Here is a 23,704-nt window from a genome sequence, read left to right on the forward strand (position 1 = left end):
AATAATCAGTCGTCCGGCTTGGTTAAATGGCTGTTGCGTCGGAATCATTCAATCGTGCCCCTCTCTGTGAATTTTTCTAAGCCTAACATGCTTCTGATCAATAATCAATATTTTCTGACAATTTATTTTTTTCTCTAAATCTAATAGGAATTTACGCTATCATCGGGAAATCCTAATGTACTAACAATGGAGGCGTTTACATGAAAGTAATGATTTTTACAGATATTCACGGGAATGCTTCAGCATTGCGTGCCGTGTTGTCCTACCTCGATCAGTCTTCAGACATCGATGCTGTATATTGTCTCGGTGATCTCGTCGGTATCGGACCTGAACATAATGAGGTCATCAATTTGTTAAGGCAGCGGCCTGATATTCAGACGATTTCTGGAAACCATGATGAATGCGTCCTTGCTTTGATTCATGGGGATGTTTATCCCGCTAGTTACCAACATGCGAAAGAGCACCATCAATGGATTGCAGATTCATTGACGCAGGAGAATCAGAGTTATTTGGAGCGTTTACCGCGTGTATTGAATGTCACCCATCAGGAACAAACGATGTATCTGACACATTATGCCTATGCCGATCAGACGAAAAAAATCGGTGAGGAACCCTTAAAGCCAGCAGTGGATGGAACGAAAGAAAACTTACCCGTCCTTTTTTCCGGAAATGAGGCGCGAATCATTGGCTTTGGTCACCACCATCCAGCACAACAAGTTGAGACGGATCAAACGCTGTACATCAACCCTGGAGCGATCGGGTGTCAGGAAACAGCTCTTGCCCCAGTAGCAATCCTCACTTTAGAAAAAGGACAAGTTCGTTCGGAAATCCTGACGATTCCTTACGATGACCGCCCATTTCTAAATGTACTCAATACAACAGAAATGCCGGAACGTGAATTGATGCGACGTCTCTTCTTCGGAAATAGATCATGAAAAAAACCTTCATGAATAGATCATGAAGGAAGTCGATCATGCAGACAGTTTCGTCATGATTGAGATGAGGCAGACGATAATCAGTAACAGGATACCGATATTTCGTTTCAACGAGTGGCGTGACCAGTAGAAGAATAGTGCAAGTACAGGGGCCACGAAAAAGGCAAGAACAAGACTGATCAGTGTTGCAAGAAATAAAACAAATATCCAGAGCTTGCTCGTTGTCCGGTAAACCTGCCACATGTCGTAAAGCGACATAAGTGTATAAGCGAGTAATACAAAGATGATTCCGGTCGATAAACTCAAAACGATCATCACTCCATTCCTTTTTTAGTATAAGGGAAGGAGCAAAGATGACTATATGTCTTGCAGGAAAAAACGTGACGAATCGATGAACGTATAGACTGACCTAGCACTATGAGACACATATAAAACACCTTGATTAGGCTGCCAGTACACCGTATCTTTTCGGTGTCAGGTAGCCTAATTTTTCTTGGATTCGTTCTTCGTTATAGTAGTTTAAGTAATTAATAACGCGTTCAGAGACCTCATGGTCTCTTAGCGAGTTAAATTTGACGTACTGGAACTCCTCGGACTTTAAATTAGAGTGGAACGATTCAATAACTGCGTTGTCCCAACAGTTTCCTCTACGAGACATGCTACTTATTAGGTGATTGCTCTTAACGAATTCTTGAAAGGCATATGACGTATAGACACTGCCTTGGTCCGAATGAAGGATGACCCCTTCGGGATAGTTTCGGTTCTCAAGCGCTATCTTCAACGTATCGATCACAAGAGGCGTTTGTTGATGCTCGTATAACTTGTAGGCGATGATTTCGTTATTGAATAAGTCCATGATAGTTGAAAGATATTTCGTCGTGCTGCCGTATTGGATATAGGTGATATCCGTCACCCACTTCTGATTCGGTTTACTTGCTGTGAAGTCGCGCTTGATGAGATCCGGTGCCGTTACGATGCGCTCACCTTGAGACTTCCATCTTCGTTTCAGCTTGATCCGGCATTGGAGATGGTGTTTTTGCATGATTTTCTGCACGGTATTCCGATTGGCTTTCAACTGATAAATTTGCTGTAATAATGCCTTTATTTTTCGATGTCCGTTCCGATACTTCGTCTGCTTACTTAGTCCAATGATGCTTTTTCGAGCACCGAGGGTGCTTTCACAGATTCTTTAATCCAACGGTAATAGTTTGCTCTCGGTATATTCAAAACGCTAAGAATAGCGGTGATTGTATACTTCCCCGAAGAAACTCTACAATTTTTATGACTACTTCTTTCTCAACTCTCTTTCGATCTCCATGTACTTTTTTAAGATTTCGTTTTCCATCTTTAGATGAGACATTTGTCGTTCTCTCTTATCATCCTCACTTGCAGAATCTGGACCATGTCCATAGGTATATTGTTTTCCAATCGGCTGATCAAATCGATAATGTTCGTTAGCGCGATACCATCTCATCCATGTTTTAATTTGAGATTCATTTTTGATTCCGTACTTCTCCATAATCTCTTTCGTCGTTAACTTACCACTCAGCTTATCTTTTACTACTGCCCATTTCACTTCACTTGAATATACGTTTTTGCCCATGCAAAAACACCTCCGATGTTAGTACTTTTTAAAAGTGTACCACTCCGAAGGTGTTTTATATTGTCTCAAAATTTTAGGTTAGCCCAATCCATTGATCAGCGGTTTTTTATTCACAGAACGCGCAACATGGCACGTCGAATCGTATCGAGTTCAAGTGGACGCGCAATCGATGGCCATTCGGCGATCAACGCGATATACGTTCGAAAGATCAGGAAGGCCGTGACATCGACCGGTATGTCGCGATCGTCTTGACCAAGACGAGTCTCAAGTAATGTCTTGATATATTCGACGACATGTCGTTCAATCCGCATCCGTAATTCCTGCATCTCTTGTAATTTTAAGTTGCGTGTTTCTTCGATGATTTGAAGAATGAATAAGTGTTGTTGCTGATGATAGACGATGGCGTCGATCATTGCTTGTTTATTTTCTTCTACGGTCGCCTGTTCGACGTAAGCGCGTTCTGCTTCTTCTTTCATCTCTTGCAACACACGTGTTACGAGTGATTCAAACAGATTGAGTTTACTTTCGAACAATTGATAGACGGTTGGTTTTCCGACATGAGCGCGTCGGGCGACACGCTCGATCGTCGTTCCCTTATAACCGAGTTCTGAAAAGCAAGCCATTGCTGAGTCGAGTATCAAAGTTTCTTTATCAGACTGTGTCATGTTGTTTTCGTCTCGCTTTCGTTGAGAGTAGAATCCGTTTGGCTCCGAGCCCTCCAACGAAGCTGATGATTAATGCGACGACTAATATGGTCGCAAGGACTTGACTATTGGATACGAGGGCATCCGTCACACCGAGTCCAAGCGCTTCGCGGAATCCACCGACCGAATATGTCATCGGTAAGAAAGCGTGAATCGCTTGGAAGAACCCTGGCGTCATTTCGACAGGGAACGTTCCACCACTACCACCGATTTGAAGAAGGAGTAGTAAGAAGGCAAGGAACTGTCCGACGCGACCGAGTAGCATCGCGAGCGTGAACAGAATGGTAATGAACGTCATACCTGTCAAGGCAGCGAATCCATACAGCGCAGGGACACTCGCGACATCAGCATCCAGCACATAGACGATTGCTGTGGCCGCTGCGACACCTTGTAATGCGCCAATCGGTAAGATAAGTGATAATTTACCGACGAGGAAGCGCCATGTCAGACTCTCACCATGTTCGGGACGAATCTGATAGACCGAAGAGAACATCAAGGCACCTGCGAACAAGGCAATACTAAGGATATAAGCTGATAAACCAGAACCGTAATTGTTGACAGTCGAATAGTCATGTTCTTTTAAGACGACGGGTTCTGCTAGCATATTATCCCGCTCTTTTGTCGGCTTGACCGTCGCGTCTTTAGCTCCTTTGCTGAGCTCATCCTTCAGTGTTTTAGCTCCATCTTCAAGTTTCGTGTTGGCATCCGCGATTTTTGAAGCACCCTCGGTCGTTTTGCCGATACCATCTGTAATCGTAGAAGAACCAGATGCCAATTGTCCTAATCCGTTATTCAACGCGCTAGCCCCAGCTTGAAGTTGATGTGTACCATCTGACAGTTGGTTCGCGCCGTCAGCTAGTTGGGCACCGCCTGTTGCGGCTTTATGCACACCCGCAGTATACTGACCGAGTTTTTCATTGAACGTCTGTTGTCCACTAGCTAATTGTTGTGCGCCAGACTCGACTTGTTTCGCACCATCGACGAGCTTCAATTGTCCAGCGTTTAGTTGCGATACAGCAGACTGGACTTGCTGACCACCTGCGGCGAGTTGACCGATTTTCTTCGTTGCATTTGTTGCTTGAGCAAGACTCTGATCAATTGCACCTTCTTGGGCAGCAAGACTTTGAATATTTTCTTCTAATGAACCAATAGAACCGAGTAATATTTGTTTTTCTTCATCTGATAACTGTTCAGAAGCAGAAATAACTTCTTTTAGTTGAGCGACGTTTGCCTCAAGTGCTTGGCGACGGGCCCGTAAGTCCTGTTTCGCCTGTTCAGCATCTTGATTGAGTTGTGTTAAAAAGGCATTCGCAGCTTGTGCTTTTTCATCCAGTTGATTTAATCCGTTCGTCAACTGAGGAATTTTTTCATTAAGCTGAGCAGTACCCGCAGCCAGTTGTTCTGCCCCTTGGCGTACCTGTGTTGAGCCACCGCTGAGTTTTGTTGCGCCTTCTTGAAGTTGCGCGGCACCTGCCTGTAAATTGCCACCGTTTTCATCGAGTGTGTTCAATCCAGAAGATAGCTCACCCGTTTTTTGAGCGAAGAGGGTGGTCTTTTCGTCGAGTGTCGTGACACCATCACTCAGTTTTTTCGAACCTTGATTCGCTTCCCCGAGTTTTTCGGACAGTGTCAGACTGCCATCTGCGAGTTTTCCAAGATTTGTTGCTAGTGTTCTAGCGCCATCCGCTGTTTTATGGTTACCGTCCTCGAGTTTAGAGGAACCGTCCGACGCTTTTTCCATTCCGTTTGCGATTTTCTTTAACGCACCGAATATAGCACTACTATATTGTTTCGTAACGGATTTTCGGATTTTTTCGTTTAACTGTTTTGCGGCAGTACTCGAAATTTGTGTTCCCGAGTAGTTTTTCGCTGGATTCAAGTAATATTCTAACTCAATCTTCTTCGGGTGATCATCGAGTAGTGTCGTTGCATTTTTAGAAAAATTCTTTGGAATGACAACTGTCATGTAGACTTTTCCGTCACGCAATTCTTTCTCTGCCTTATCCTGAGACAAGAACTGCCAATCAAAATCATCATTTTTTTTGAGTTTATCGACGAATTGATCCCCGATGTCGACTTTCTCTCCTTTAAACTTTGTCGCCTGATCTTCGTTGACGATAGCAACCTTAATATCTTCTGTACGACCGTACGGGTCCCAGAATGCAGATAAGAAGATGGAGTTGTAAAGAAACGGTACGAGGATGAGGGCGAGAATAACGACGATCATCATCGGACTCTTCAATTTCTTCCATTCTGAGCGAAACATAAATACAAATCCCCTTTCTAAAACTCAAAACTAATTTGAGTTTTAGGTTTTGATGAGATTTACTTTACTCTCTTCATTATAAAAAATCAATCGATAATTCCAATTTCACACAAAAAAACGACTCACGGAGAGTCGTCTCTAGAAAATGATTAAGGAATTAACAGTAACTTTCCTGTACTACGTCGGCTTTCTAAAAAGTCATGCGCTGCTTTTCCATCAGATAAAGCAAAAATTGTCGGAGAGGACAGGTTAAGGTGACTAGATAAAATCCAATCAAACAGCTCACCCGATCTGCGGATGCGTTCCTCAGAAGACGTTAACACATTCCAAAGGTCGCCACCTGTTAATGTTTTGGACGTATCCATTAAAAAACGTGGATCGACAGGTGCGGGATCACCGCCTGCCATACCATAGAAGACGACGGTCCCATGTACTTTCGTTACATGGAAACTGTCCATTAGCGTAGAACCGATAGACTCATAAACGACATCGACCCCTCTACCAGAAGTTTGTGTAAGCACTTGCTCGACCCAGTTCTCTGAGTACAAATAGACAGACTCACAACCGGCAGTTTTTGCGATCTGTGCCTTATCGGGAGAAGAAGTTAAGCCAATCGGAGTTGCACCAAGTAAACGAATGAGTTGTGTCAGTAATTGCCCCACGCCACCGGCAGCAGCGTGAACTAAGACGGTATCTCCTGGTTGAACGTGATAACTGTCGCGAGTCAAATAATGTGCCGTCAATCCTTGTAATAAGACAGAAGCTGCTGTTTCGTATGAGATACCGTCAGGAAGCGGAATCAATTTATCAACGGGTGCCGCCACGTACTCAGCGTTCGCAAGCGGAACGTCCGCAAAAGCAATCCGTTGACCTACATGGAACGTTGAAACGGCTGCACCGATTGCGGTGATGACTCCTGCTCCTTCGTAACCTAAAATATAGGGAGGCTGTCCTTCTAAATGATAGTTTCCTTTTCGACGATAAATATCTGCAAAATTCAGACCGATCGCTTTCATTTCAATCAGAACTTCCTGTTCGCTGATTGTTGGCGTTGGCACGTCTTCGAAGCGTAATACATCAGAACCTCCGAATTCGTGGAATGTTAATGCCTTCATCTCAACACATCCTTCTTTTAAATCTGCTTATAGTATAAAGCAGAACATCTGAAAATGATGGACAGATGCGTTACACTAGAAAAAAAGAAGAAAGAAGGGACGTTATGAAACGTGTCTTAATGGGAGGCATTCGCTTTTATCAAAAAGTCATTTCTCCCATGAAACCAGCCACATGTCGATTCTATCCGACGTGTTCCCATTACGGGATGGAGGCAATTGAACGTCATGGTGCAGTAAAAGGGAGTTATTTGACGACACGCCGTTTGCTCCGTTGCCAACCGTTTCATCCAGGAGGTCTCGATTTCGTTCCAGAACCTGATCAGTTTAGTTGGAAAGCGCCGTTACAGCGAGAAAATCCCCGTGAGAAGGTCGAAGTCACTGTGGAATAAGTCATGTTAGGGTTTATGTTAATAGTTTAATGAATGAAGAAAAAGGGGGGTGTGTTACCGGAAATCATCGGTAACACACCCCCTTTAATTGTTTCATTTGTTGAACGCTCATAGTTTACCTGTTAAAAACTGTGCTTCACCGAGACCGAAACTCCAGTCTGCCGCATCATTTTCGACGATTGAAACCATTAAATCAGTCGGAGCAAGTCCACAATTTGCTTCTAATCGTTCAGCGAGCAATTGATAGAGACGTTGCTTCTTCTCTTTCGTCCGCGTTTTACTTGTCACACTGATAAGGACGATATCTTTACTCCGATTAAAACCAAGACCTGTATCTTGAATGACCATTTCGTGGGCTTTGTGCGTATGCACGATTTGATACCGATCACGTTCCGGCACGTCGAATGCTTCGACCATCGCGTCATGTGCAGTGTCGAGTAACACGTTCAACTCTTCTTCAGAACGTCCTTCAATGACGTCGAATCGTAATAATGGCATAACCGTTCAGCTCCTTTTTTAAGTATGTAGAGCAGGGAAGAGTTCCCTGCTCTCGATTATTTATTCAAAGAATGGTTTGTATTGGCGGCGATCATGCATGACGGACAACCATTGTACAGTTGAGAATTCTTCAAGCACCCATTCACCGTTAAAGCGACCAAGTCCTGAATCTTTTTCACCACCAAATGGCATATGTGGCTCATCGTTGACCGATTGGTCGTTGATGTGAATCATACCTGTCTCGACTTCCAGTGCAAAAGCGGTCGCACGTTCAATAGATGAACCGTGCACTGCACCACTCAATCCGTATGGAAGAGAGTTTGCGATTTCAAGTGCCTCTTCATCTGTATCGAATGGGATGATGACGGCAACTGGTCCAAAGATTTCATTTTTAGCAAGCGGCATATCGTTCGTGACGCCTGTGACGACAGTTGGCGCAATGACGTTGTCTTTTGCTTCTCCACCTACACGAACGGTTGCACCGGCAGCTTTTGTTTTTTCAAGATCTTCAAGGATGCGTTCGACTTGTGATTGATTGATGAGTGGTCCGACTTGTGTCCGGTCATGTGATGGATCACCATACTGTAATTCTTTCACACGAGCAACGTATTTTTCGACGAACTCATCATGAATCGAAGAAGCGACAAGAATTCGGTTCGTCGACATACAGATTTGACCTTGATGATAGAACTTGCTGTAGACAGCAGATTCAACCGCACGATCGAGATCAGCATCATCAAGTACGACGAAGACGTTGTTTCCGCCAAGTTCAAGCGCTGTTTTCTTCAGGTGTTTACCGGCAAGTTCTCCGATGTGGCGACCGACTTCAGTTGATCCTGTAAAGGAAATCAAGCGTGGGACAGGGTGTTCGACGATGGCGTCACCGATTTCTGAACCACGACCGACGATAACATTTAAAACACCTTTTGGTAATCCAGCTTTTTCAAACAGGCTAGCGAAAATTAAACCGCCTGAGACAGGTGTGTCTGTTGCCGGTTTAACGACGACTGCATTCCCAATAGCGATAGCAGTAGCGATCGACCGCACAGCTAAGTGGAACGGGAAGTTCCATGGACTGATGACACCGATGACGCCAAGTGCTTTACGATAGATTCGGTTTTCTTTGCCTGGTACGACCGATGGACGAATTTCACCGTGCATCCGTAATGGGAAGGTAGCAGCTTCCTTTACGATCAAGACTGAGGCAAGGAATTCACCTTCCGCTTTAATACGTGTACTTCCTGACTCTTTGATTAGCCAATCGATGATAGTCTCTTTTTCTTCGTACAACACCTTCAGGAAGTTTTCGATGAGACCTTGGCGTTTTAAGGCAGGAACTTTCGCCCAGTCTTTTTGAGCAACTTGAGCCGCTTCATACGCATCATCTAAATCTTGTTGGTTCGCGGCAGAGATCGTAAAGAGCTCTTCTCCAGTGAATGGATTTGTGTTCGTCATGTTGCTGTCACTTGCGCCTGTGCGCCACTGACCGTCAATATAAATCTTCGTAAAATCCGTATGCAATGTAGCTTCGTTTTGTTGAGCCATCTCATTTCATCCTCCATTCGTTATTATAACAATTAAGTTATTCACGTTATGAAAAGAAGTAAAACACATCCATACACTTCTACCAAACATATTGCTCAAAATCAGTCAGTCAAGCGGGTTTTAAAGAACTTTAAACCAGGAATTTAACCAATATAATGCTATAAAAATGAGTGGGATCGTTCTTTTTTAGAAGGACGATTGAAACAAGCGCTTGATGAAACCTTTGCCTCTTCACGTTCGTAATAAAAGCAAGAACTTTAGAAGAAGGGAGGGATGGAAGTGACAATTTTATTATGGAGTCTAATCGTCGTGTGTTTTCTCGTCGCTTTTGCAGGACTCGTATATCCGATCATCCCAAGTGCGCCGATTTTAGTGGTAGGCTTTTTGATTTATGGATTCGGATTCGGTTTCTCTGAATTATCGATTAGTTTTTGGGTGATTCAAGCGATTTTTATCATTCTCTTGTTCACACTGGATTATCTCGTCAGCGCCTACACTGTTGATCGACGGGGAGGATCTCAAGCGGCTAAAATCGCGACGACAGTGGGATTGATTGCTGGACCGTTTATTTTACCAGGAATCGGACTATTGATTTTCCCGTTCGTCTTTGCCATCTTGACGGAAAAAATCATTAGTAAAAAAACATGGCAAACAGCCGTTTCAGTAGGAATCGGTACGGTTCTCGGTATCTTATCAAGTGCGTTGTTAAAGGGAATCGCGATGTTGCTCATGATTGTAATCTTCATCCTATACGTGGTCTGACCGATTGAAATCGTGTCTTCAAGTACACATTTTGCAAAAGTTCCGTTATAGTATGAATATGAAAAAGTAAGGAAGCTTTGAAAGAATAAAGCTTCTTTTTGCTGTAAACGACCAGATGCCTTTGCATCTGGCTTTATATTAATGGAGGTGAATCCCCTTTCTTCGGGGAAACGATTGGACAGTACACACTCAATGGAGACATTCGACACGACGACGATCATTATTCGACTACTCGTCATTGCACTACTCATCATTTTAACCGCTTTTTTTGTTGCCGCCGAATTTTCGGTCGTCAAAATGCGAATGTCTCGAATCGATCAGTTGATTACAGAAGGAAGCAAGACTGCGAAAGTAGCGAAGCGGCTACTTGAGAATTTGGATTATTATTTATCAGCCTGTCAACTTGGAATTACCGTGACAGCGCTTGGTCTCGGGTGGTTAGGAGAATCGACGGTAGGTGCGATTCTCAGTATGTTGTTCGAAGAAATCGACATCCCAAACTCCGTTTCGACGATCATTTCGTTCGTCCTTGCATTCTCAATTGTAACGTTTCTTCATGTCGTGCTTGGAGAACTCGCTCCTAAGTCCTTGGCTATTCAAAAGACGGAAGCCATCACGATGTTACTCGCACCACCGCTTTATTGGTTCGGTAAGGTCATGAAACCTTTCATTTGGACATTGAACGGTTCAGCCCGGGTCATTCTTCGTTTGTTTGGTGTTGAACCTGTTGGTCACGAAGAAGTTCACTCGGAAGAAGAAATTAAAATCATCATGACGCAGAGTTACAAGAGTGGAGAAATCAACCAGACCGAACTTTCCTACATGCAAAATATCTTCTCGTTCGATGAGCGGATCGCGAAAGACATCATGTTACCGCGGACAGATTTAATCACGATTTCGAACGATGCATCGATGGAGGACATTATTCGTCTCGTTGAAGAGTATCAGTTCACACGTTATCCGGTAGCGGAAGAAGGAGATAAGGATAAAATACTTGGCTTCATCAATGCAAAACAATTATTTACGGACCATATGGCGAACAAGGGGAAAGCATTAAGTTATTATATCCACAACTTGCCGATCGTATCCGAGTATTCACCTCTTCAAGACGCGATGCTGAAGATGCAGGTGGAACGGACGCCAATGGCACTCGTCATTGATGAATACGGAGGGACAGCTGGTGTCATCACGATGGAAGACATATTGGAGGAAATCGTCGGAGAAATCCGAGACGAATTCGATAAAGATGAGAAAGCGGATATCGAACAGATTCATGAGCGATTATACCGGATTTCAGGTCGTGTCTTAATTGATGACTTAAATGAACGCTTTAACCTAGGTATTGAAGAAGAAGATATTGATACGATTGGTGGTTGGGTCATGGCACAGGATACAGAAGTATCAAGTGGTCAAGAATTCCGCTATCAAGCGTATACGATCAAGGTCATGGAAGTCGATAACCACCAAGTGAAGTCGATTTATCTTCAATTGCCTGATCAAGAAGAAGTTGCAACAGAGGATATCGGATAGAATAGCAAAATCAAAAGACGATGGACATTAAGTTCATCGTCTTTTTTCGTTATTGAAAGAATGGCAGGGTAAAGGAATTGAACACTCCTTGTGTTTATCTCCGCCAGTGACGGGTATTACTGTTTATGTGGCAAAAAAGTCTTTTTTTAATTCAACAGGAAAAGGGGTTTTCTATCATGTCAAACGTCATTCTTACTTCACGCGCATCTGCAGTCGGTGGTCGCGACGGGAAAGTCGCTTCAGATGATAACGTCATTAATCTTGATTTAGTCATGCCTGGAACAAAAGGCAAAGAAGACATTCCGACATCAAACCCGGAACAGTTATTCGCAGCAGGATATGCCGCTTGTTTTGATGGTGCCTACAATTTGATGGCGCGCCAAGCGAAAAAACGAGTCGAGACGCGGACGAATTCAGAAGTCAGCCTCTTACAGGACGAAGCGGATAACGGTGTGAAAATTGCGGCGAAACTCGTCGTCGAAGTCGTTGGGGTATCGCAAGAAGAAGCAGAAGAACTACTTGAGAAGACACACAATTTCTGCCCGTATTCAAAAGCGACTCGTGGCAACATCGATGTTGACCTTTCTGTTAAAGTCGTCGATTCGTTATAAGAATACATCCTTAAGGAGGGTTTTCGATGGCACCAAAAGAAACCGATCGTCCAAATGAAAAATTGGAAGATGAACGGGATCGTCTGTCTGATAAAGAACGGAAACTGACAGAGGAGCAGCAGAAGGAAATCCTAAAAGGGAAAAACGAGATGCCAGATGATCCGGTTTCTCCACGAGATCGCGGAGAAGATCCGATTTAAATTCAAATAACTTGGGAGATGAATCACATGTCTAAAAAAGTAGCAGTCGTACTCGCCGATCATTTTGAAGATGTAGAATTCACTGGACCGGTTGATGCGTTAAAAGAAGCGGGGCACGACATTACTGTCATTGGTGCCAAAAAAGGTGCAGAGCTTGTTGGTAAACAGGAAGATGCAAAAGTAACCGTTGATCTCTCAATTGATGAGACATCGGCGGCAGACTATGATGCCCTTTTGATACCAGGTGGATTTTCACCAGATTTACTACGCGAAGATGAGCGTTTCGTCTCATTCGTCGAAGAATTCGATATGTCAAAAAAACCGATCTTCTCGATCTGTCATGGACCTCAGTTGATGATTAACGCCAAAATCGTTAAAGGAAGAAAAATGACAGGTTATAAATCAATTCGCATCGACCTAGAAAATGCTGGAGTAGATTTCGCGGACGAAGAAGTCGTCGTTGATGATAATTTTATCTCAAGTCGACAACCGGATGACATTCCTGCATTCAATCGAGAAATCGTTGCAAAACTCGGCTAATCGTATAAAACAAAAATCAGCACTGCGTTGTCGCAGTGCTGATTTTTTTATGAGTTCTCTGGATAATCACAGAGTTCCGTGATAACCCCATGTGAATGACGAGGGTTCATATAAATCAGTCGTCGTCCAAACGGCGTCGTTCGATACGTATCTTCTAAAAATGTTAAGCCTTGTTGTTTTGCTTCGGCGATTGCTTGATCTAAATCATCAACACGGTAGGCAATGTGATGGACTCCTTTTCCACGTTGTTTTAAAAAACGAGCGATTGGACTATCCTGGCTAGTTGGTGTCAACAGCTCGATATGCGCATCATCGAACTCGATGACGGCGATGTTGGAAGCGACACCAGGTGCGGGGTTTGAGTACTCTTTTGTTAATGTTCCACCAAGTACTTTTGTATAAAATGAGATTGCTTCTTGCATATCGCGAACGGCGATGCCGGTATGATCTAGTTTCATCTGATGTTTCCCTCCATTCGCTTCAGTTTCCCAAAAATGAATCAAAGTTGCAATGGGAAGCTGTTTTCCATCATTTTCTATTACATAGAAGAGGAACAATTTATTTAAAATGAAATATCACTGAAATATTATGGAAGAGGAATGAATGCTATAATCAAAAACGTTCCTATAAATAAGAAAAACTATTATAGAATTTAATTTTAACGTAACTGTTATTCCATATAATTCATCGACATACTACTAGAGAAAAAGAGGGAATACTACATGAAAAAAACGTTCGCGTCGCTCATCGTTTCCGCACTAGTTCTTTCATCAGCACCTCATTTTGCAGCAGCTGACGATTTAAGTGAACAGAAAGCTAAAAACGAACAACAGCAACAAGACAATGCTAAAAAACAAAAAAACTTAGAGTCTTCCGTTAATCAGGAGGGTCAAAAAATTTCTAAGACGCAACAAGAAGTCAATCGATTAGACGAAGCCTTGAATGAAAAGATCTTTGCTGTCGAAACGAAAGATCGTCAAATTAAGGCGACGGAACGAGAAATCGTTCAACTTGGAAAGGAAATCGAAAAGTATAAAGCGAAATTAAAACGCCAAGAAAAACTACTTGGGGATCGTCTTCGTGTCATGCAAGAAAATGACGGGAACTCGATTAAATGGGAAGAAGTCATTTTTGGGGCAAAAAACGTCGGTGACCTCGTTAGTCGTGTCATGGCCGGAAAATCGATTTCAAAGCAAGATGATAAAATGATCACGGATTATCAAAATACGCAAAAGCAATTAGCGGATGCACAACAAGAAGTGAAAGACAAGAAAGCACAATTGGTTGTTGAAAAGCAAGAATTGAAACGCCAACAAGCAGAACTTGAATCGCAATTAAAAGAGCGAAACAAACGCTTAAAAGAATTACGTAAGAAAAAAGAGAAATTTGAAACACAATTGATGGATGCAAAAGAAGTCCAGCAAATTCTGATTGCTCAAGAAAAAGCGATTGCAGCTGAAAAGGCAGCACGTGAACGTGAAGCACGTATCGAAAAAGAGCGTCAAGCTCAAGCAGCACGTGAAGCAAAAGCGCGAGCAGAAGCTGAAGCAGCTCAAGCAGCGGCTCAAAAAGAAGCTGAGCAACAAGCAGCTAAAGAAGCAGCGGCTCAGCAGGCAGCACAAGAGAAAGCGTCGCAAGCCGCGAAACCTTCTGGTTCGACGAAACAATCGACTCCAAAAGCATCTACACCTGCGCCAGCACCAGCTGCGCCAACACCGTCAGCACCTGCGACACCTAAACCGTCACCATCATCCGGTGGTCTGTTCATCCATCCAACGGTTGGGGCTGTCACGCAAGGCTATGGCTCAGCAGGTGGAGAAAACGGTTATACGTTCCATAACGGGATCGACTTTGGTGGTCCGGTTGGAACTCCAATCGTTGCAGCTGCAACAGGAACAGTCATTACAGCATCAGGTGGTGGTCCTTACGGAAACCACATCATGATTGCTCACCAATTAAACGGTAAAACGTACACAACATTGTATGCTCATATGAGCGCACTCAATGCTCACGCAGGTCAACGCGTCAGTCAAGGTGAACAAATCGGTTTACGTGGAAGTACTGGGAATTCAACTGGTCCACACTTACACTTTGAAATCCACGTCGGTGGATACAGCTATAGTGCAACTGGTCCAGCTAGCTCAGTGAACCCAATGACGATGTTTTAAACAGTAAAGAATCGTTGCTTATGCAGCGGTTCTTTTTTTGCGATTTTCAAAAAATAAATGATTATATTACAAAAAAACGTTTTCATTTGAAATGTAAATGAAATTTTTTTGAAACGATTAGGGTGCTATAATCTATTTCAGATATGAGAGAAACTTGAATACTATAATAAAATATGAAAAACATAAGTGAGGAAAACGATATATGCTAAAAAAACTAATTTCTACCATTGTTTTAGGAGCATTACTTATAACAGGAACACAACCAATTGCAGCAGCAACGATCAAAGAAAAAAAGGCTGAAAATGCCGCAGAACAACGTAAATTAGAAAAAGCAATTAAAAAACAAGAGTCGAAAATTTCGAAAGAACAACGTCAAATCAATCGAATCGATGCAGCGATCAACGAAAAGATTTTTCAGATTTCCGAAAAAAATAAACAAATCGAGAAATTGAATTTGCGAATCGATGAATTAAAAGCAGACATCGTTCGCTACGAAGAGATGTTGAAAAAACAAGAAGAACTACTCGGTGATCGTCTACGTGTCTTCCAAGAAAACGATGGAAACTCAATCAAATGGGAAGAAGTCATTTTTGGATCGAAGGATTTAGGTGATTTATTTAGTCGTGTCATGGCAGGGAAAAAAATCGCGGAGCAAGATGATAAAATGATTTCGGATTACATCGCAACCCAACAAAAGCTAGCGGAAGCAAAACAAGCGCTCGTTGAAAAAAAGGCGGAGCAGGTTGAAGAGAAGAAAACATTAATCGAACAAAAAAAAGCGTTGAAAGTTCAAATGAAAGAACGCAGTGCTACGCTTAAAAAATTACGAAAAGGTAAGACGAAGTTTACGACAGAACTTCTAGACGCGAAAGAACTACAAGCCACACTTGAAGCTCAAGAACGTGCGATTGCGGCAGCGAAGGCAGCAGCTAAAGCAGCGGCTGAAAGAGCAGCAGCCGAGAAAGCAGCAGCTGAAAAAGCCGCTAAAGCGAATGCTCAAGCAGCAAAACAAGCAGGTAAGAGTTCAGAATCACCTACTTCAGTTGCCCCACCCGTTGTTTCGAGCGGTGGGAAATTCGTTCGTCCATCTTCTGGTGGCGTATCACAAGGGTTTGGACCAGCAAGCGGTGCGAACGGCTATACGTTCCATAATGGTGTCGATTTCAGTGGTTCGGTCGGCTCACCAATCGTCGCAGCAGCAGCTGGAACGGTCATTACAGCTTCAGGTGGTGGGCCTTATGGAAATCACGTCATGATTTCTCACTTCCTTGACGGAAAAGTCTATACGACAGTCTACGCTCATATGAGTTCATTATCTGTTCATGCAGGACAAACAGTTTCTCAAGGTCAGCAAGTTGGAACACTTGGTAGTACTGGGAATTCAACAGGACCACACTTGCATTTCGAACTACATGTCGGAGGCTATCAGTACAGTGCCTCTTCTCCTCTGAATGCAGTTAATCCATTAGCATACCTATAATTCAAAACGAGCTTCGGCTCGTTTTTTTCTTGCCGCTATGCTACAGTTAAGGCGAAATGAATACTTGAGCAACTAGGGGAGCTGGAGGAATCCGGCTGAGAGGAAAACCAATCTGTTTTCGACCCTATTACCTGAACTGGATAATACCAGCGTAGGAAAGTTGAGCCGAACGGATACCGAAATGGTTGGATAACGATTTCGTATAGCGTCGACTGCTTTTTTACAGCGGTCGACGCTTTTTTTGTCGGTAACAACTCCCTTACATTGCTCGATGGAAAGGTGAGAAAAATATGAAACATGTATTGACGATTGCGGGATCTGACTCCGGTGGTGGAGCTGGAATTCAGGCAGATTTAAAGACATTTTCGGCATTGGGCGTTTATGGGATGAGTGTTTTGACGGCGGTAACGGCTCAAAATACACTGGGCGTTCAAGCAGTAGAAGAGTTATCATCGGAAATCGTTGATGCCCAATTAGCTTCAATCTTTTCAGATATTCGTGTGGATGCTATCAAAATCGGTATGGTCTCGAATGCACAAACGATTCACGTCATTGCAACACATCTTCGCAAACAGACAGTTCCGATCATACTAGACCCTGTCATGGTCGCAAAAGGCGGGCATGCCCTATTGCGGACGGAGGCAGAGGAAGCACTAATCGCGGAGTTACTGCCACTTGCGACACTCGTCACACCAAATTTACCGGAAGCAGAGCGCTTAACAGGGCAGTCAGTTACTAATCTAGAGGAGATTCGACTGGCGATGCATCAGTTGGCTATGAAGACTGGAGCCGTCTTGCTAAAAGGTGGACATCTACCGGGAGCTGCCACGGATTTATTATGGGACGGGCAAGAGGAATACCGTTTCACATCAGATCGGTTAGATAATCAACATACTCATGGAACAGGCTGTACCTTATCTGCAGCGATTGCGGCACGGATGGCACTTGGAGAAGCTTTACCGGACAGTGTACGTCAGGCCAAGAAGTATGTTACAGAGGCGATTCGTCATGGATTTGCTCTCGGACAAGGGATTGGACCGACACATCATTTTCATTCACTTTGGAGGGATACACATGTTTACGACCATTCTTAAACACAAACCACTCATTCATCATTTGACGAACACAGTCACGATCAATGATTGCGCCAATGTCACACTCGCCGTTGGCGCATCTCCAGTCATGGCGGAGGATATTCGCGAAGTGGAAGAGATGGTTCGACTTGCGCAAGCTCTTGTCTTGAACATTGGAACAATTGATGCAGACATGCAAGCAGCTCAACGACTCGCCGCAAGCGAAGCGAGACGCTTGAACGTTCCGATCATCCTTGATCCAGTTGGAGCGGGAGCTACATCATTGCGTACGTCCTTTTCAAAAGAATTGAGTAGACTCGGATGTACGGTCGTTAAAGGAAATGCTTCAGAAATCAAGACATTGCTTGGGGAGAATGGACGAACAAAAGGAGTCGATGCTGCTAGTGATGAGATCATGGATCGAGAAATCATTCGTGCATTCGCTCGTAAACAAAAGTCCGTCATTGTCGTCACAGGTCCAATCGACTACATCACGGACGGCATGCGCGAAGTGGAACTACAAGTAGGTACGCCGCGTCTCGGAGACGTCACAGGTACGGGGTGTATGACAGCTTCTTTGATTGCGAGTTTTCTTGGTGCAGGATATTCTGCGTTTGAGGCAGCAGTCCACGGAACATTTATCATGGGAAAAGCAGGAGAACAGGCAGCATCAGAAAAAGGTCTAGGTAATTTCAAACGAGAGTTGTTCAATGCAATCAGTCTGATGACGGAGCAAGATTTGATGGAGGTGGTAGAACATGTCAATTGATTATTCCATTTATGCGGTGACAGATCGTCGATATCATCCGGGAGTCGCAATCGAAACGGTCGTTGAAGAAGCGATTTTAGGTGGTGCAACGATTATACAATTACGGGAAAAAACAGCGCAGGGAAAGGAATTCTTCGAACAGGCAGTCCGGTTAAAGAGATTGACGGATCGTCATGATGTTCCTTTGATTATCAATGACCGAATTGATATTGCGTTACTTGTCGGAGCTGGTTTGCATATCGGACAAGAAGATATTCCTCTAACCGCAGCGCGACGTCTCTTACCGAACACTGTGATCGGCGTATCGGTAGCAACCGTCGCGCAAGCGATTGAAGCAGAACGAGATGGAGCATCTTATTTAGGTGTAGGTTCTCTATTTGCGACGTCATCGAAAGCAGACGCCGACTCGATGTCACACACGATGCTTCAAGCGATTCGCGAAGCCGTGCGCTTACCTTTAATCGGCATTGGTGGAATTACGGCAACGAATGTTGCTTCTCTTCCTATCCCATTAGAAGGATATGCGGTCATCTCGGAAATTTTTGCTAAAGAAGATCGACGACGTGCTGCACAACATATGACAGATGCTGTATGGGAATGGCATCAATCTCTTCAGAACAGGGTATAATCCGTTCAGAGGTGATTGTATTGAAATGGCAGACGATCCGTTTTCGGGGCTATTGGATCCGGTATCGATTGGAACCACAAATCATTCGCGTGGATAATCGGGGGATCTACCATTTGGGGAAAATTTTATTTCCGCGTCCTAATCGTGTATCTTATGAAATGGCTCTCTTGCTGAAGGAAAAGTATGAAAGACGCTACAAACGTCCGTTGTATATCAAGACAAGTTCGATCGCTACAGAAATTTGGGGACACACCCACTTAGACATCTATTATCGAATACTGCTTCGTCTCCCGATTCCTTCTCGATTACGTAAGCGTTATAGGAATCGATTGGAGAGTACGAAGATCATCGATATCGGTGTACGTGCGGTCGATCAAAATCGAATCGTTTGGGATATCGGTGATTACGTAGGGGGATGGTTTGTATTTTGGCTCATTCGTAGGCGGATGCGCTGAACTTGCAAATGTCCTGTTTCTCATGGTGCAATATAGAAATAGAAACGAGGTGACGGACATGGACATTCCCCGTTGTGAAACGATTGCTATTGATGAACAGCGTGCGTCTGAGATTGGACAAGTCGTTGATACGATTCCGACGCTTGAAATCGGAAAATTATTTAAGATCCTTTCAGATGCGACACGACTACGAATCGTTTATGCGTTGACGATCGAAGAGGAATTGTGCGTTTGTGACGTCTCTGCTTCTGTCGACTGCTCGATTGCGACAGCATCTCATCATCTTCGCTCCCTGTTGAAACAAGGGCTCGTCAAGTTTCGTAAAGATGGAAAAGTCGTGTATTATTCTTTAGATGACCATCATGTGTCGTCGCTTGTTCATATGGCGATGGAGCATGTACAAGAGGGAAAAGCAGTATCTGAATAATTTTTAGAGTAAACGAAAAGCGCAGCTTTGGCTGCGCTTTTCGTTTACTCTAAGGACGATTCGTCTGACTTGTTAGGTGCGAACCGGTGGGAAAAAAAGATCGTCGCACTAATTAATAAAAAGGACAGAATAGAGAGACTGAGACACATCCATTTATATGTAGCGACTAAAGTATCTGATTGTTGTAATTTTGCTTGAAGTGTCTTATACAAATCATCTTTCACACGAGATAAGTCCTCGAGAATCGTTTGTGTCGTTTGCGTCGTTTGTTTGGCAAGGCGCTTTGCTGCCGTTGGACTCTGACGCTCATAGACGACGAATACTCGTTCAATCTCGGACTCCCAGACATTATTGCGACGTAGTAAATCCTTGATTGCTCCTGGCGTGGTCGACGATTGATTTAGACTGTTTCGTAAATCATGAATTTTAGAAGTAGAAAAGTAATACTGTTCGAGATAACGACTATCTTCATACAATAAAAGACCACGCACCGCATTGGCACGATCTCGGTTATGTTCAACCAACTGGTCCACTTGATTGATTAACGGTATGTCATGATCCTTCATTTGCTCTGTTATCGTTGCAATCGTCCGATAACCGGATAGTGCGTAAATGATTGGGATAGAAGCGAATAAACTGATCAAAAGGATCAGCAGAATACGCTGACGCCAAAGTGAGTGCATGCAATCATTCCTTTAAATAAATAGACATGTCATAAGCTTAACTACTATCGCAAAAAAAGTGAAGCCTGTCCATTTTTTGAATAGGGAGAAGAAAGTAAAAAAATCAGTATTCCTAATAAAAAAGCAGGAAAGCTGGTGCAATACGAGAAGCTGTTTTAAAGTAAACGAAATAGAAAAAGCACAGCTAGGCTGCGCTTGAGTTTAAAACGAATACGAATGTTCCTTATAATTCCCAAAAACAGTATGGATTTCTGAGAACGTAACGAACGCGTTAGGTTCGACAGAAGAAACGATTTCTTGCAAACGGACGATTTCATTATTTTGAACGACGACATAGACCATTTTCTTCGTTCGGTTGGAGTATCCTCCCCGTGCATCAAGGATCGTCACACCACGACCAAGTTCTTTTGTGATGACTTCATTTATTTCATCCGCCTTTTCGCAAATAATGATACATTGCTTAGAAGCGGAATAAAAACTGTAAACCGTTTGAAGAGCTTTGGCGCGAACGAAGCTCATGATAAGAGCATACATAACGTGTTTCAAATCGAAGACCCACCATACCAAGATATAGATGACAAGATCTTGCATCAGAAATATGCGAGGAAGTGGCCAATTATGAAAACGAGCAAAGAAAAACTTTCCAAGAATATCGAGTCCACCAGTCGATGCGCCACCAAAGAAAATCAATGCCATTGCAAGACCAGAGACTAGACCGGCAAAGATGGAGGCAACAAGCGGATCATTCAACGACTCGGGAACGATCTGAGTCGGAATCCAGTCGATTAAAAAAGAAGAGGCAACGACAATGATGCCAGATAAGAACATGAATCGCTTTCGTAAGAAACGGAAACCTAAAAGGAAAAGGGGAATGTTTAAGAGCAATTGGGTTAATCCGATTGGAGTGTGGAAAAGCTCTTGAATGACAAGCGTGATCCCCATGATACCACCTGATCCGATATCATTTGGAGATAGTAGTAAGCTGATGTACAGGGAATACAGCAACGTACCTATGATTAAAAAACTGATTTTTTCAACTCTCTTTTTCTGTGGGTGTGTTGTAGTCATGGCATTATGATGAGTGACCTCATGCTCCTCCTTCTGTGAGTATCTGCCTGCAAGAGTACGCCCATATGCATAAAATTTCAACCCTTCTTATGAAAAAAGATGAAAAAGGGTAAGTTTTTTTAGGAAGGTGATGAAAATGAAGAAAACATTCTTGATTATAGGCTGTATTTGTTTAGGCGTATTGGTGGGGATTCGTCTTTTTCAACAACCAGACGAAGAAAACCAACGATCTATTTGGCATGATGGTGATCTCGTAGCGAGACAAGTCGGTGCTTCCATGATGAATACGGTAGCTGTTCGCCAATTAGCTGAACAACTCCCGTTTTCATCAGAATTAAAACAGGTAGATGTCGAAGGAGAGTCGTTACGGCTCGCTTATGACGTCACAGGCAAAGAACGGCGTGCTTGGATCGGGACCGATACTGGTACATTACAAATGAATCAGGATTTCTTGAACGCTCGCTTATCAAAAGTACTTATGCATCATACGCTCGTTTTATTTTCGACGATTCCTGACTTGACCAATCTTGAAATTCACTATACCGATCCCTATTCGAAAGCTGATTTTAAGATAGATCGTAGCGCGTTCGACATCTATACACCATCTGACATCGAACGCGCTACGTCATCGTCTGGACGTTTTAATCGTGTCGTCATCGATGGATATGTGCTTGATGCCTCCAGACGACAAACCTTTTTCGAGCGTTTCGCATCAGGATTTTCGATTCAAACTAATTAATTGTATAAAGCAAGAAAAGGCATTTTTCACAATCTCGACACAATGATATCGTTTACATCTCGTTCTTTTATGAAAACGATAAAACAGGTCGATTCAAGACTTGAACATCTCTTAAGATGGAAGTATCATAATAAATGAATAAACATTGTGAAGTGTTGAACAAAAGAAAGAGAGGTTTCTACAATGAACGAGGTAGAAGCATTAGAAGGATTACGGAATAAAGCAATCAAGTCGACACGTATGCTACAACTGCGTCCTCTCGAATACTTAGTTCGTGCCATGTTAGCGGGGATATTCATTGGATTTGCAATCATTTTTACCTTAAAAGCAATTAATGGGCTGTATATGGCAGAATCACCTGTCGCGACACTTGTCGGTGGATTGACGTTCGGAGTGGCACTCGTCTTGATCGTTTATGGCGGTGCAGAACTGTTTACAGGGAATACGATGTATTTCACGACGGCAACGATGCGCGGCTATACAACGAAGATGGATACGATGAAAGTCTGGTTGATTTGTCTGATCGGAAATGGTCTTGGAGGATTAGCATTCGCACTACTCTTCTCTCAAACAGGTATCTTACAGGAACTTGGAATGAACAATTGGTTGTTTGCTGTATCGGAAACAAAAATTCATCATTCGACGTGGGAAATCTTTACTCGGGCAATCTTCTGTAACTGGATGGTCTGTTTAGCAATTTTCATTCCGAAGAACATGAAGAATGAGTTAGCGCAAATCATGATGATGATGGTACTTGTCGCAGTCTTCTTCGCATCAGGATTTGATCATGTCATCGCAAATATGGCATTGTTCTCTATCGCATTAATCGTGCCACATCCGGATACGATTACGTTTGCAGGAGCCATGCACAATCTTTTACCGGCTTTAGCTGGGAATATCATCGGTGGAGCAGTCTTCATGGGAATGATTTATACGTGGTTGAATAAAGAAAAACTAGAAATAGATGAATCACGTCAATCTACGGCACCGGTTCATATCGCTTCTAAACAAAATGCATAATGAAAAAGCAGCTGTCGCGACAGCTGCTTTTTCATTCATTCCATATGTTGAAAGCGATCAACATCTGCGGCGAGTTCTTCGTAAATCGTCTCGACGATTTGTGCGTCATCAAAGAGTCCGAGGACGTTATCGTCCGGTAAGGCGTCAACAGGAGACGTAAAGTACAGAACTGCCGTTAGCAATAATTGTTCTTGCTCCGCATGCATCTCGAATTTTTTCTGATAGAGGGCACGAAGCATTTCGAGTAGTTGTTTTAATTGGAAATAAAGGACGAGTTCTGCCTCGCGTTCGATATCAGAACTTTCCGTAGACGCGATATCTTGTGTCAGATGTGCGAGTCCGATTTCTGCTCGAATCAACAATTCTTGTTGTGCTTTTTCATCACCGACGAGATCGAGTGCCTGTCGGTGAAAATACGTATAAGCTGATTTAAAATCTCCGGGTGTGAATTCCATGATGATGCCTCCTTCTCTTCTCTTTCTAGTTTCGCCTTATT

Annotated in this window: 26 protein-coding genes, 1 pseudogene and 1 riboswitch; of the genes and pseudogenes, 16 read left to right on the plus strand and 11 right to left on the minus strand. The window is 43.3% G+C overall.

Annotated elements, in window-relative coordinates; genetic code table 11:
* The first annotated feature begins 200 nt into the window (after positions 1-200).
* Positions 201-935: a metallophosphoesterase gene (locus tag BW42_RS14045; protein ID WP_035412443.1), complete on the plus strand. Its 735-nt coding sequence runs from the start codon at positions 201-203 to the stop codon at positions 933-935.
* A gap of 36 nt (positions 936-971) precedes the next feature.
* Here BW42_RS14045 and BW42_RS14050 read toward each other — a convergent pair whose 3' ends face one another.
* The 5 genes and pseudogenes from BW42_RS14050 to BW42_RS14075 form a co-directional block, all read right to left on the minus strand.
* Positions 972-1,250: a hypothetical protein gene (locus tag BW42_RS14050; RefSeq protein ID WP_035412446.1), complete on the minus strand. Its 279-nt coding sequence runs from the start codon at positions 1,248-1,250 to the stop codon at positions 972-974.
* 127 nt (positions 1,251-1,377) lie between these two features.
* Positions 1,378-2,538 (minus strand): annotated as a pseudogene (locus BW42_RS14055) (IS3 family transposase).
* A 110-nt stretch (positions 2,539-2,648) separates the two neighbouring features.
* Positions 2,649-3,203, minus strand: a complete 555-nt coding sequence (locus tag BW42_RS14065; RefSeq protein ID WP_035412451.1) for a TetR/AcrR family transcriptional regulator — start codon at positions 3,201-3,203, stop codon at positions 2,649-2,651.
* Entirely contained in the window at positions 3,190-5,508 is a 2,319-nt protein-coding gene (locus tag BW42_RS14070) for a YhgE/Pip domain-containing protein (protein WP_035412453.1), read from the minus strand. The genes BW42_RS14065 and BW42_RS14070 overlap by 14 nt, the downstream gene beginning before the upstream one ends.
* A 149-nt stretch (positions 5,509-5,657) precedes the next feature.
* The gene (locus BW42_RS14075) at positions 5,658-6,623 is read right to left on the minus strand and encodes a quinone oxidoreductase (RefSeq protein WP_035412456.1); all 966 of its coding nucleotides are present in this window, start codon (positions 6,621-6,623) and stop codon (positions 5,658-5,660) included.
* A gap of 104 nt (positions 6,624-6,727) precedes the next feature.
* Between BW42_RS14075 and yidD the strand changes: the two genes are divergently transcribed.
* Complete coding sequence (gene yidD, locus BW42_RS14080) at positions 6,728-7,012, plus strand: membrane protein insertion efficiency factor YidD (protein WP_035412458.1); 285 nt, start codon at positions 6,728-6,730, stop codon at positions 7,010-7,012.
* 108 nt (positions 7,013-7,120) lie between these two features.
* Here the strand turns inward: yidD and BW42_RS14085 are convergent, their stop codons facing one another.
* Positions 7,121-7,510, minus strand: a complete 390-nt coding sequence (locus tag BW42_RS14085) for a tautomerase family protein (RefSeq protein WP_035412460.1) — start codon at positions 7,508-7,510, stop codon at positions 7,121-7,123.
* 60 nt (positions 7,511-7,570) lie between these two features.
* Entirely contained in the window at positions 7,571-9,055 is a 1,485-nt protein-coding gene (locus BW42_RS14090) for an aldehyde dehydrogenase family protein (RefSeq protein ID WP_081780441.1), read from the minus strand.
* Positions 9,056-9,328: 273 nt separating this feature from the next.
* On the opposite strand from BW42_RS14090, the gene BW42_RS14095 reads away from it, so the two are divergent.
* From BW42_RS14095 to BW42_RS14110, 5 genes are all read left to right on the plus strand, one after another.
* Positions 9,329-9,817 (plus strand): DUF456 domain-containing protein, encoded by a 489-nt coding sequence (locus BW42_RS14095; protein ID WP_231496923.1) that lies wholly within the window; start codon positions 9,329-9,331, stop codon positions 9,815-9,817.
* Between the two features lie 192 nt (positions 9,818-10,009).
* Positions 10,010-11,347, plus strand: coding sequence for a hemolysin family protein (locus BW42_RS14100; protein WP_035412463.1), 1,338 nt, complete (start codon positions 10,010-10,012; stop codon positions 11,345-11,347).
* A gap of 176 nt (positions 11,348-11,523) precedes the next feature.
* Positions 11,524-11,958, plus strand: a complete 435-nt coding sequence (locus BW42_RS14105) for an organic hydroperoxide resistance protein (RefSeq protein ID WP_035412467.1) — start codon at positions 11,524-11,526, stop codon at positions 11,956-11,958.
* A gap of 26 nt (positions 11,959-11,984) precedes the next feature.
* A complete protein-coding gene (locus tag BW42_RS16465; RefSeq protein WP_197026247.1) occupies positions 11,985-12,158 on the plus strand; it encodes a hypothetical protein in 174 nt (57 codons plus the stop codon).
* Positions 12,159-12,185: 27 nt separating this feature from the next.
* Positions 12,186-12,698 (plus strand): type 1 glutamine amidotransferase domain-containing protein, encoded by a 513-nt coding sequence (locus BW42_RS14110; RefSeq protein ID WP_035412470.1) that lies wholly within the window; start codon positions 12,186-12,188, stop codon positions 12,696-12,698.
* 47 nt (positions 12,699-12,745) lie between these two features.
* Here BW42_RS14110 and mce read toward each other — a convergent pair whose 3' ends face one another.
* Positions 12,746-13,156: a methylmalonyl-CoA epimerase gene (gene mce / locus BW42_RS14115; protein WP_035412473.1), complete on the minus strand. Its 411-nt coding sequence runs from the start codon at positions 13,154-13,156 to the stop codon at positions 12,746-12,748.
* A 264-nt stretch (positions 13,157-13,420) separates the two neighbouring features.
* Here mce and BW42_RS14120 point away from each other — a divergent pair, with 264 nt between their 5' ends.
* The 7 genes from BW42_RS14120 to BW42_RS14150 all read left to right on the plus strand — a co-directional run bounded on the left by BW42_RS14120 (position 13,421) and on the right by BW42_RS14150 (position 19,698).
* Positions 13,421-14,866: a murein hydrolase activator EnvC gene (locus tag BW42_RS14120; protein ID WP_035412477.1), complete on the plus strand. Its 1,446-nt coding sequence runs from the start codon at positions 13,421-13,423 to the stop codon at positions 14,864-14,866.
* 202 nt (positions 14,867-15,068) lie between these two features.
* Positions 15,069-16,346, plus strand: a complete 1,278-nt coding sequence (locus tag BW42_RS14125) for a murein hydrolase activator EnvC (protein WP_035412479.1) — start codon at positions 15,069-15,071, stop codon at positions 16,344-16,346.
* Between the two features lie 64 nt (positions 16,347-16,410).
* Positions 16,411-16,521, plus strand: a riboswitch (TPP riboswitch).
* Between the two features lie 115 nt (positions 16,522-16,636).
* The gene (thiD, locus tag BW42_RS14130) at positions 16,637-17,440 is read left to right on the plus strand and encodes a bifunctional hydroxymethylpyrimidine kinase/phosphomethylpyrimidine kinase (RefSeq protein WP_035412481.1); all 804 of its coding nucleotides are present in this window, start codon (positions 16,637-16,639) and stop codon (positions 17,438-17,440) included.
* On the plus strand, positions 17,421-18,188 hold the full coding sequence (thiM, locus tag BW42_RS14135; protein ID WP_035412483.1) for a hydroxyethylthiazole kinase: 768 nt from the start codon (positions 17,421-17,423) through the stop codon (positions 18,186-18,188). The genes thiD and thiM overlap by 20 nt, the downstream gene beginning before the upstream one ends.
* The gene (gene thiE, locus BW42_RS14140) at positions 18,178-18,816 is read left to right on the plus strand and encodes a thiamine phosphate synthase (protein WP_035412485.1); all 639 of its coding nucleotides are present in this window, start codon (positions 18,178-18,180) and stop codon (positions 18,814-18,816) included. Before thiM ends, thiE begins: the two co-directional genes overlap by 11 nt.
* Positions 18,817-18,929: 113 nt before the next feature.
* The gene (locus BW42_RS14145) at positions 18,930-19,271 is read left to right on the plus strand and encodes a hypothetical protein (RefSeq protein ID WP_231496924.1); all 342 of its coding nucleotides are present in this window, start codon (positions 18,930-18,932) and stop codon (positions 19,269-19,271) included.
* 58 nt (positions 19,272-19,329) lie between these two features.
* Complete coding sequence (locus BW42_RS14150; protein WP_035412491.1) at positions 19,330-19,698, plus strand: metalloregulator ArsR/SmtB family transcription factor; 369 nt, start codon at positions 19,330-19,332, stop codon at positions 19,696-19,698.
* A gap of 44 nt (positions 19,699-19,742) precedes the next feature.
* Here the strand turns inward: BW42_RS14150 and BW42_RS14155 are convergent, their stop codons facing one another.
* Positions 19,743-20,381 (minus strand): hypothetical protein, encoded by a 639-nt coding sequence (locus BW42_RS14155; RefSeq protein ID WP_035412493.1) that lies wholly within the window; start codon positions 20,379-20,381, stop codon positions 19,743-19,745.
* Positions 20,382-20,582: 201 nt separating this feature from the next.
* The gene (locus BW42_RS14160) at positions 20,583-21,449 is read right to left on the minus strand and encodes a YitT family protein (RefSeq protein WP_035412496.1); all 867 of its coding nucleotides are present in this window, start codon (positions 21,447-21,449) and stop codon (positions 20,583-20,585) included.
* Between the two features lie 136 nt (positions 21,450-21,585).
* On the opposite strand from BW42_RS14160, the gene BW42_RS14165 reads away from it, so the two are divergent.
* Positions 21,586-22,188: a hypothetical protein gene (locus tag BW42_RS14165; RefSeq protein ID WP_035412499.1), complete on the plus strand. Its 603-nt coding sequence runs from the start codon at positions 21,586-21,588 to the stop codon at positions 22,186-22,188.
* A gap of 183 nt (positions 22,189-22,371) precedes the next feature.
* The gene (locus BW42_RS14170; RefSeq protein ID WP_035412502.1) at positions 22,372-23,208 is read left to right on the plus strand and encodes a formate/nitrite transporter family protein; all 837 of its coding nucleotides are present in this window, start codon (positions 22,372-22,374) and stop codon (positions 23,206-23,208) included.
* Positions 23,209-23,243: 35 nt separating this feature from the next.
* On the opposite strand, the gene BW42_RS14175 is transcribed toward BW42_RS14170, so the two are convergent.
* A complete protein-coding gene (locus tag BW42_RS14175) occupies positions 23,244-23,663 on the minus strand; it encodes a YkvA family protein (protein WP_035412504.1) in 420 nt (139 codons plus the stop codon).
* Positions 23,664-23,704 lie beyond the last annotated feature (41 nt).

This window comes from Exiguobacterium sp. RIT341 (genome assembly GCF_000632205.1).
Taxonomy (GTDB): Bacteria; Bacillota; Bacilli; order Exiguobacteriales; family Exiguobacteriaceae; genus Exiguobacterium_A.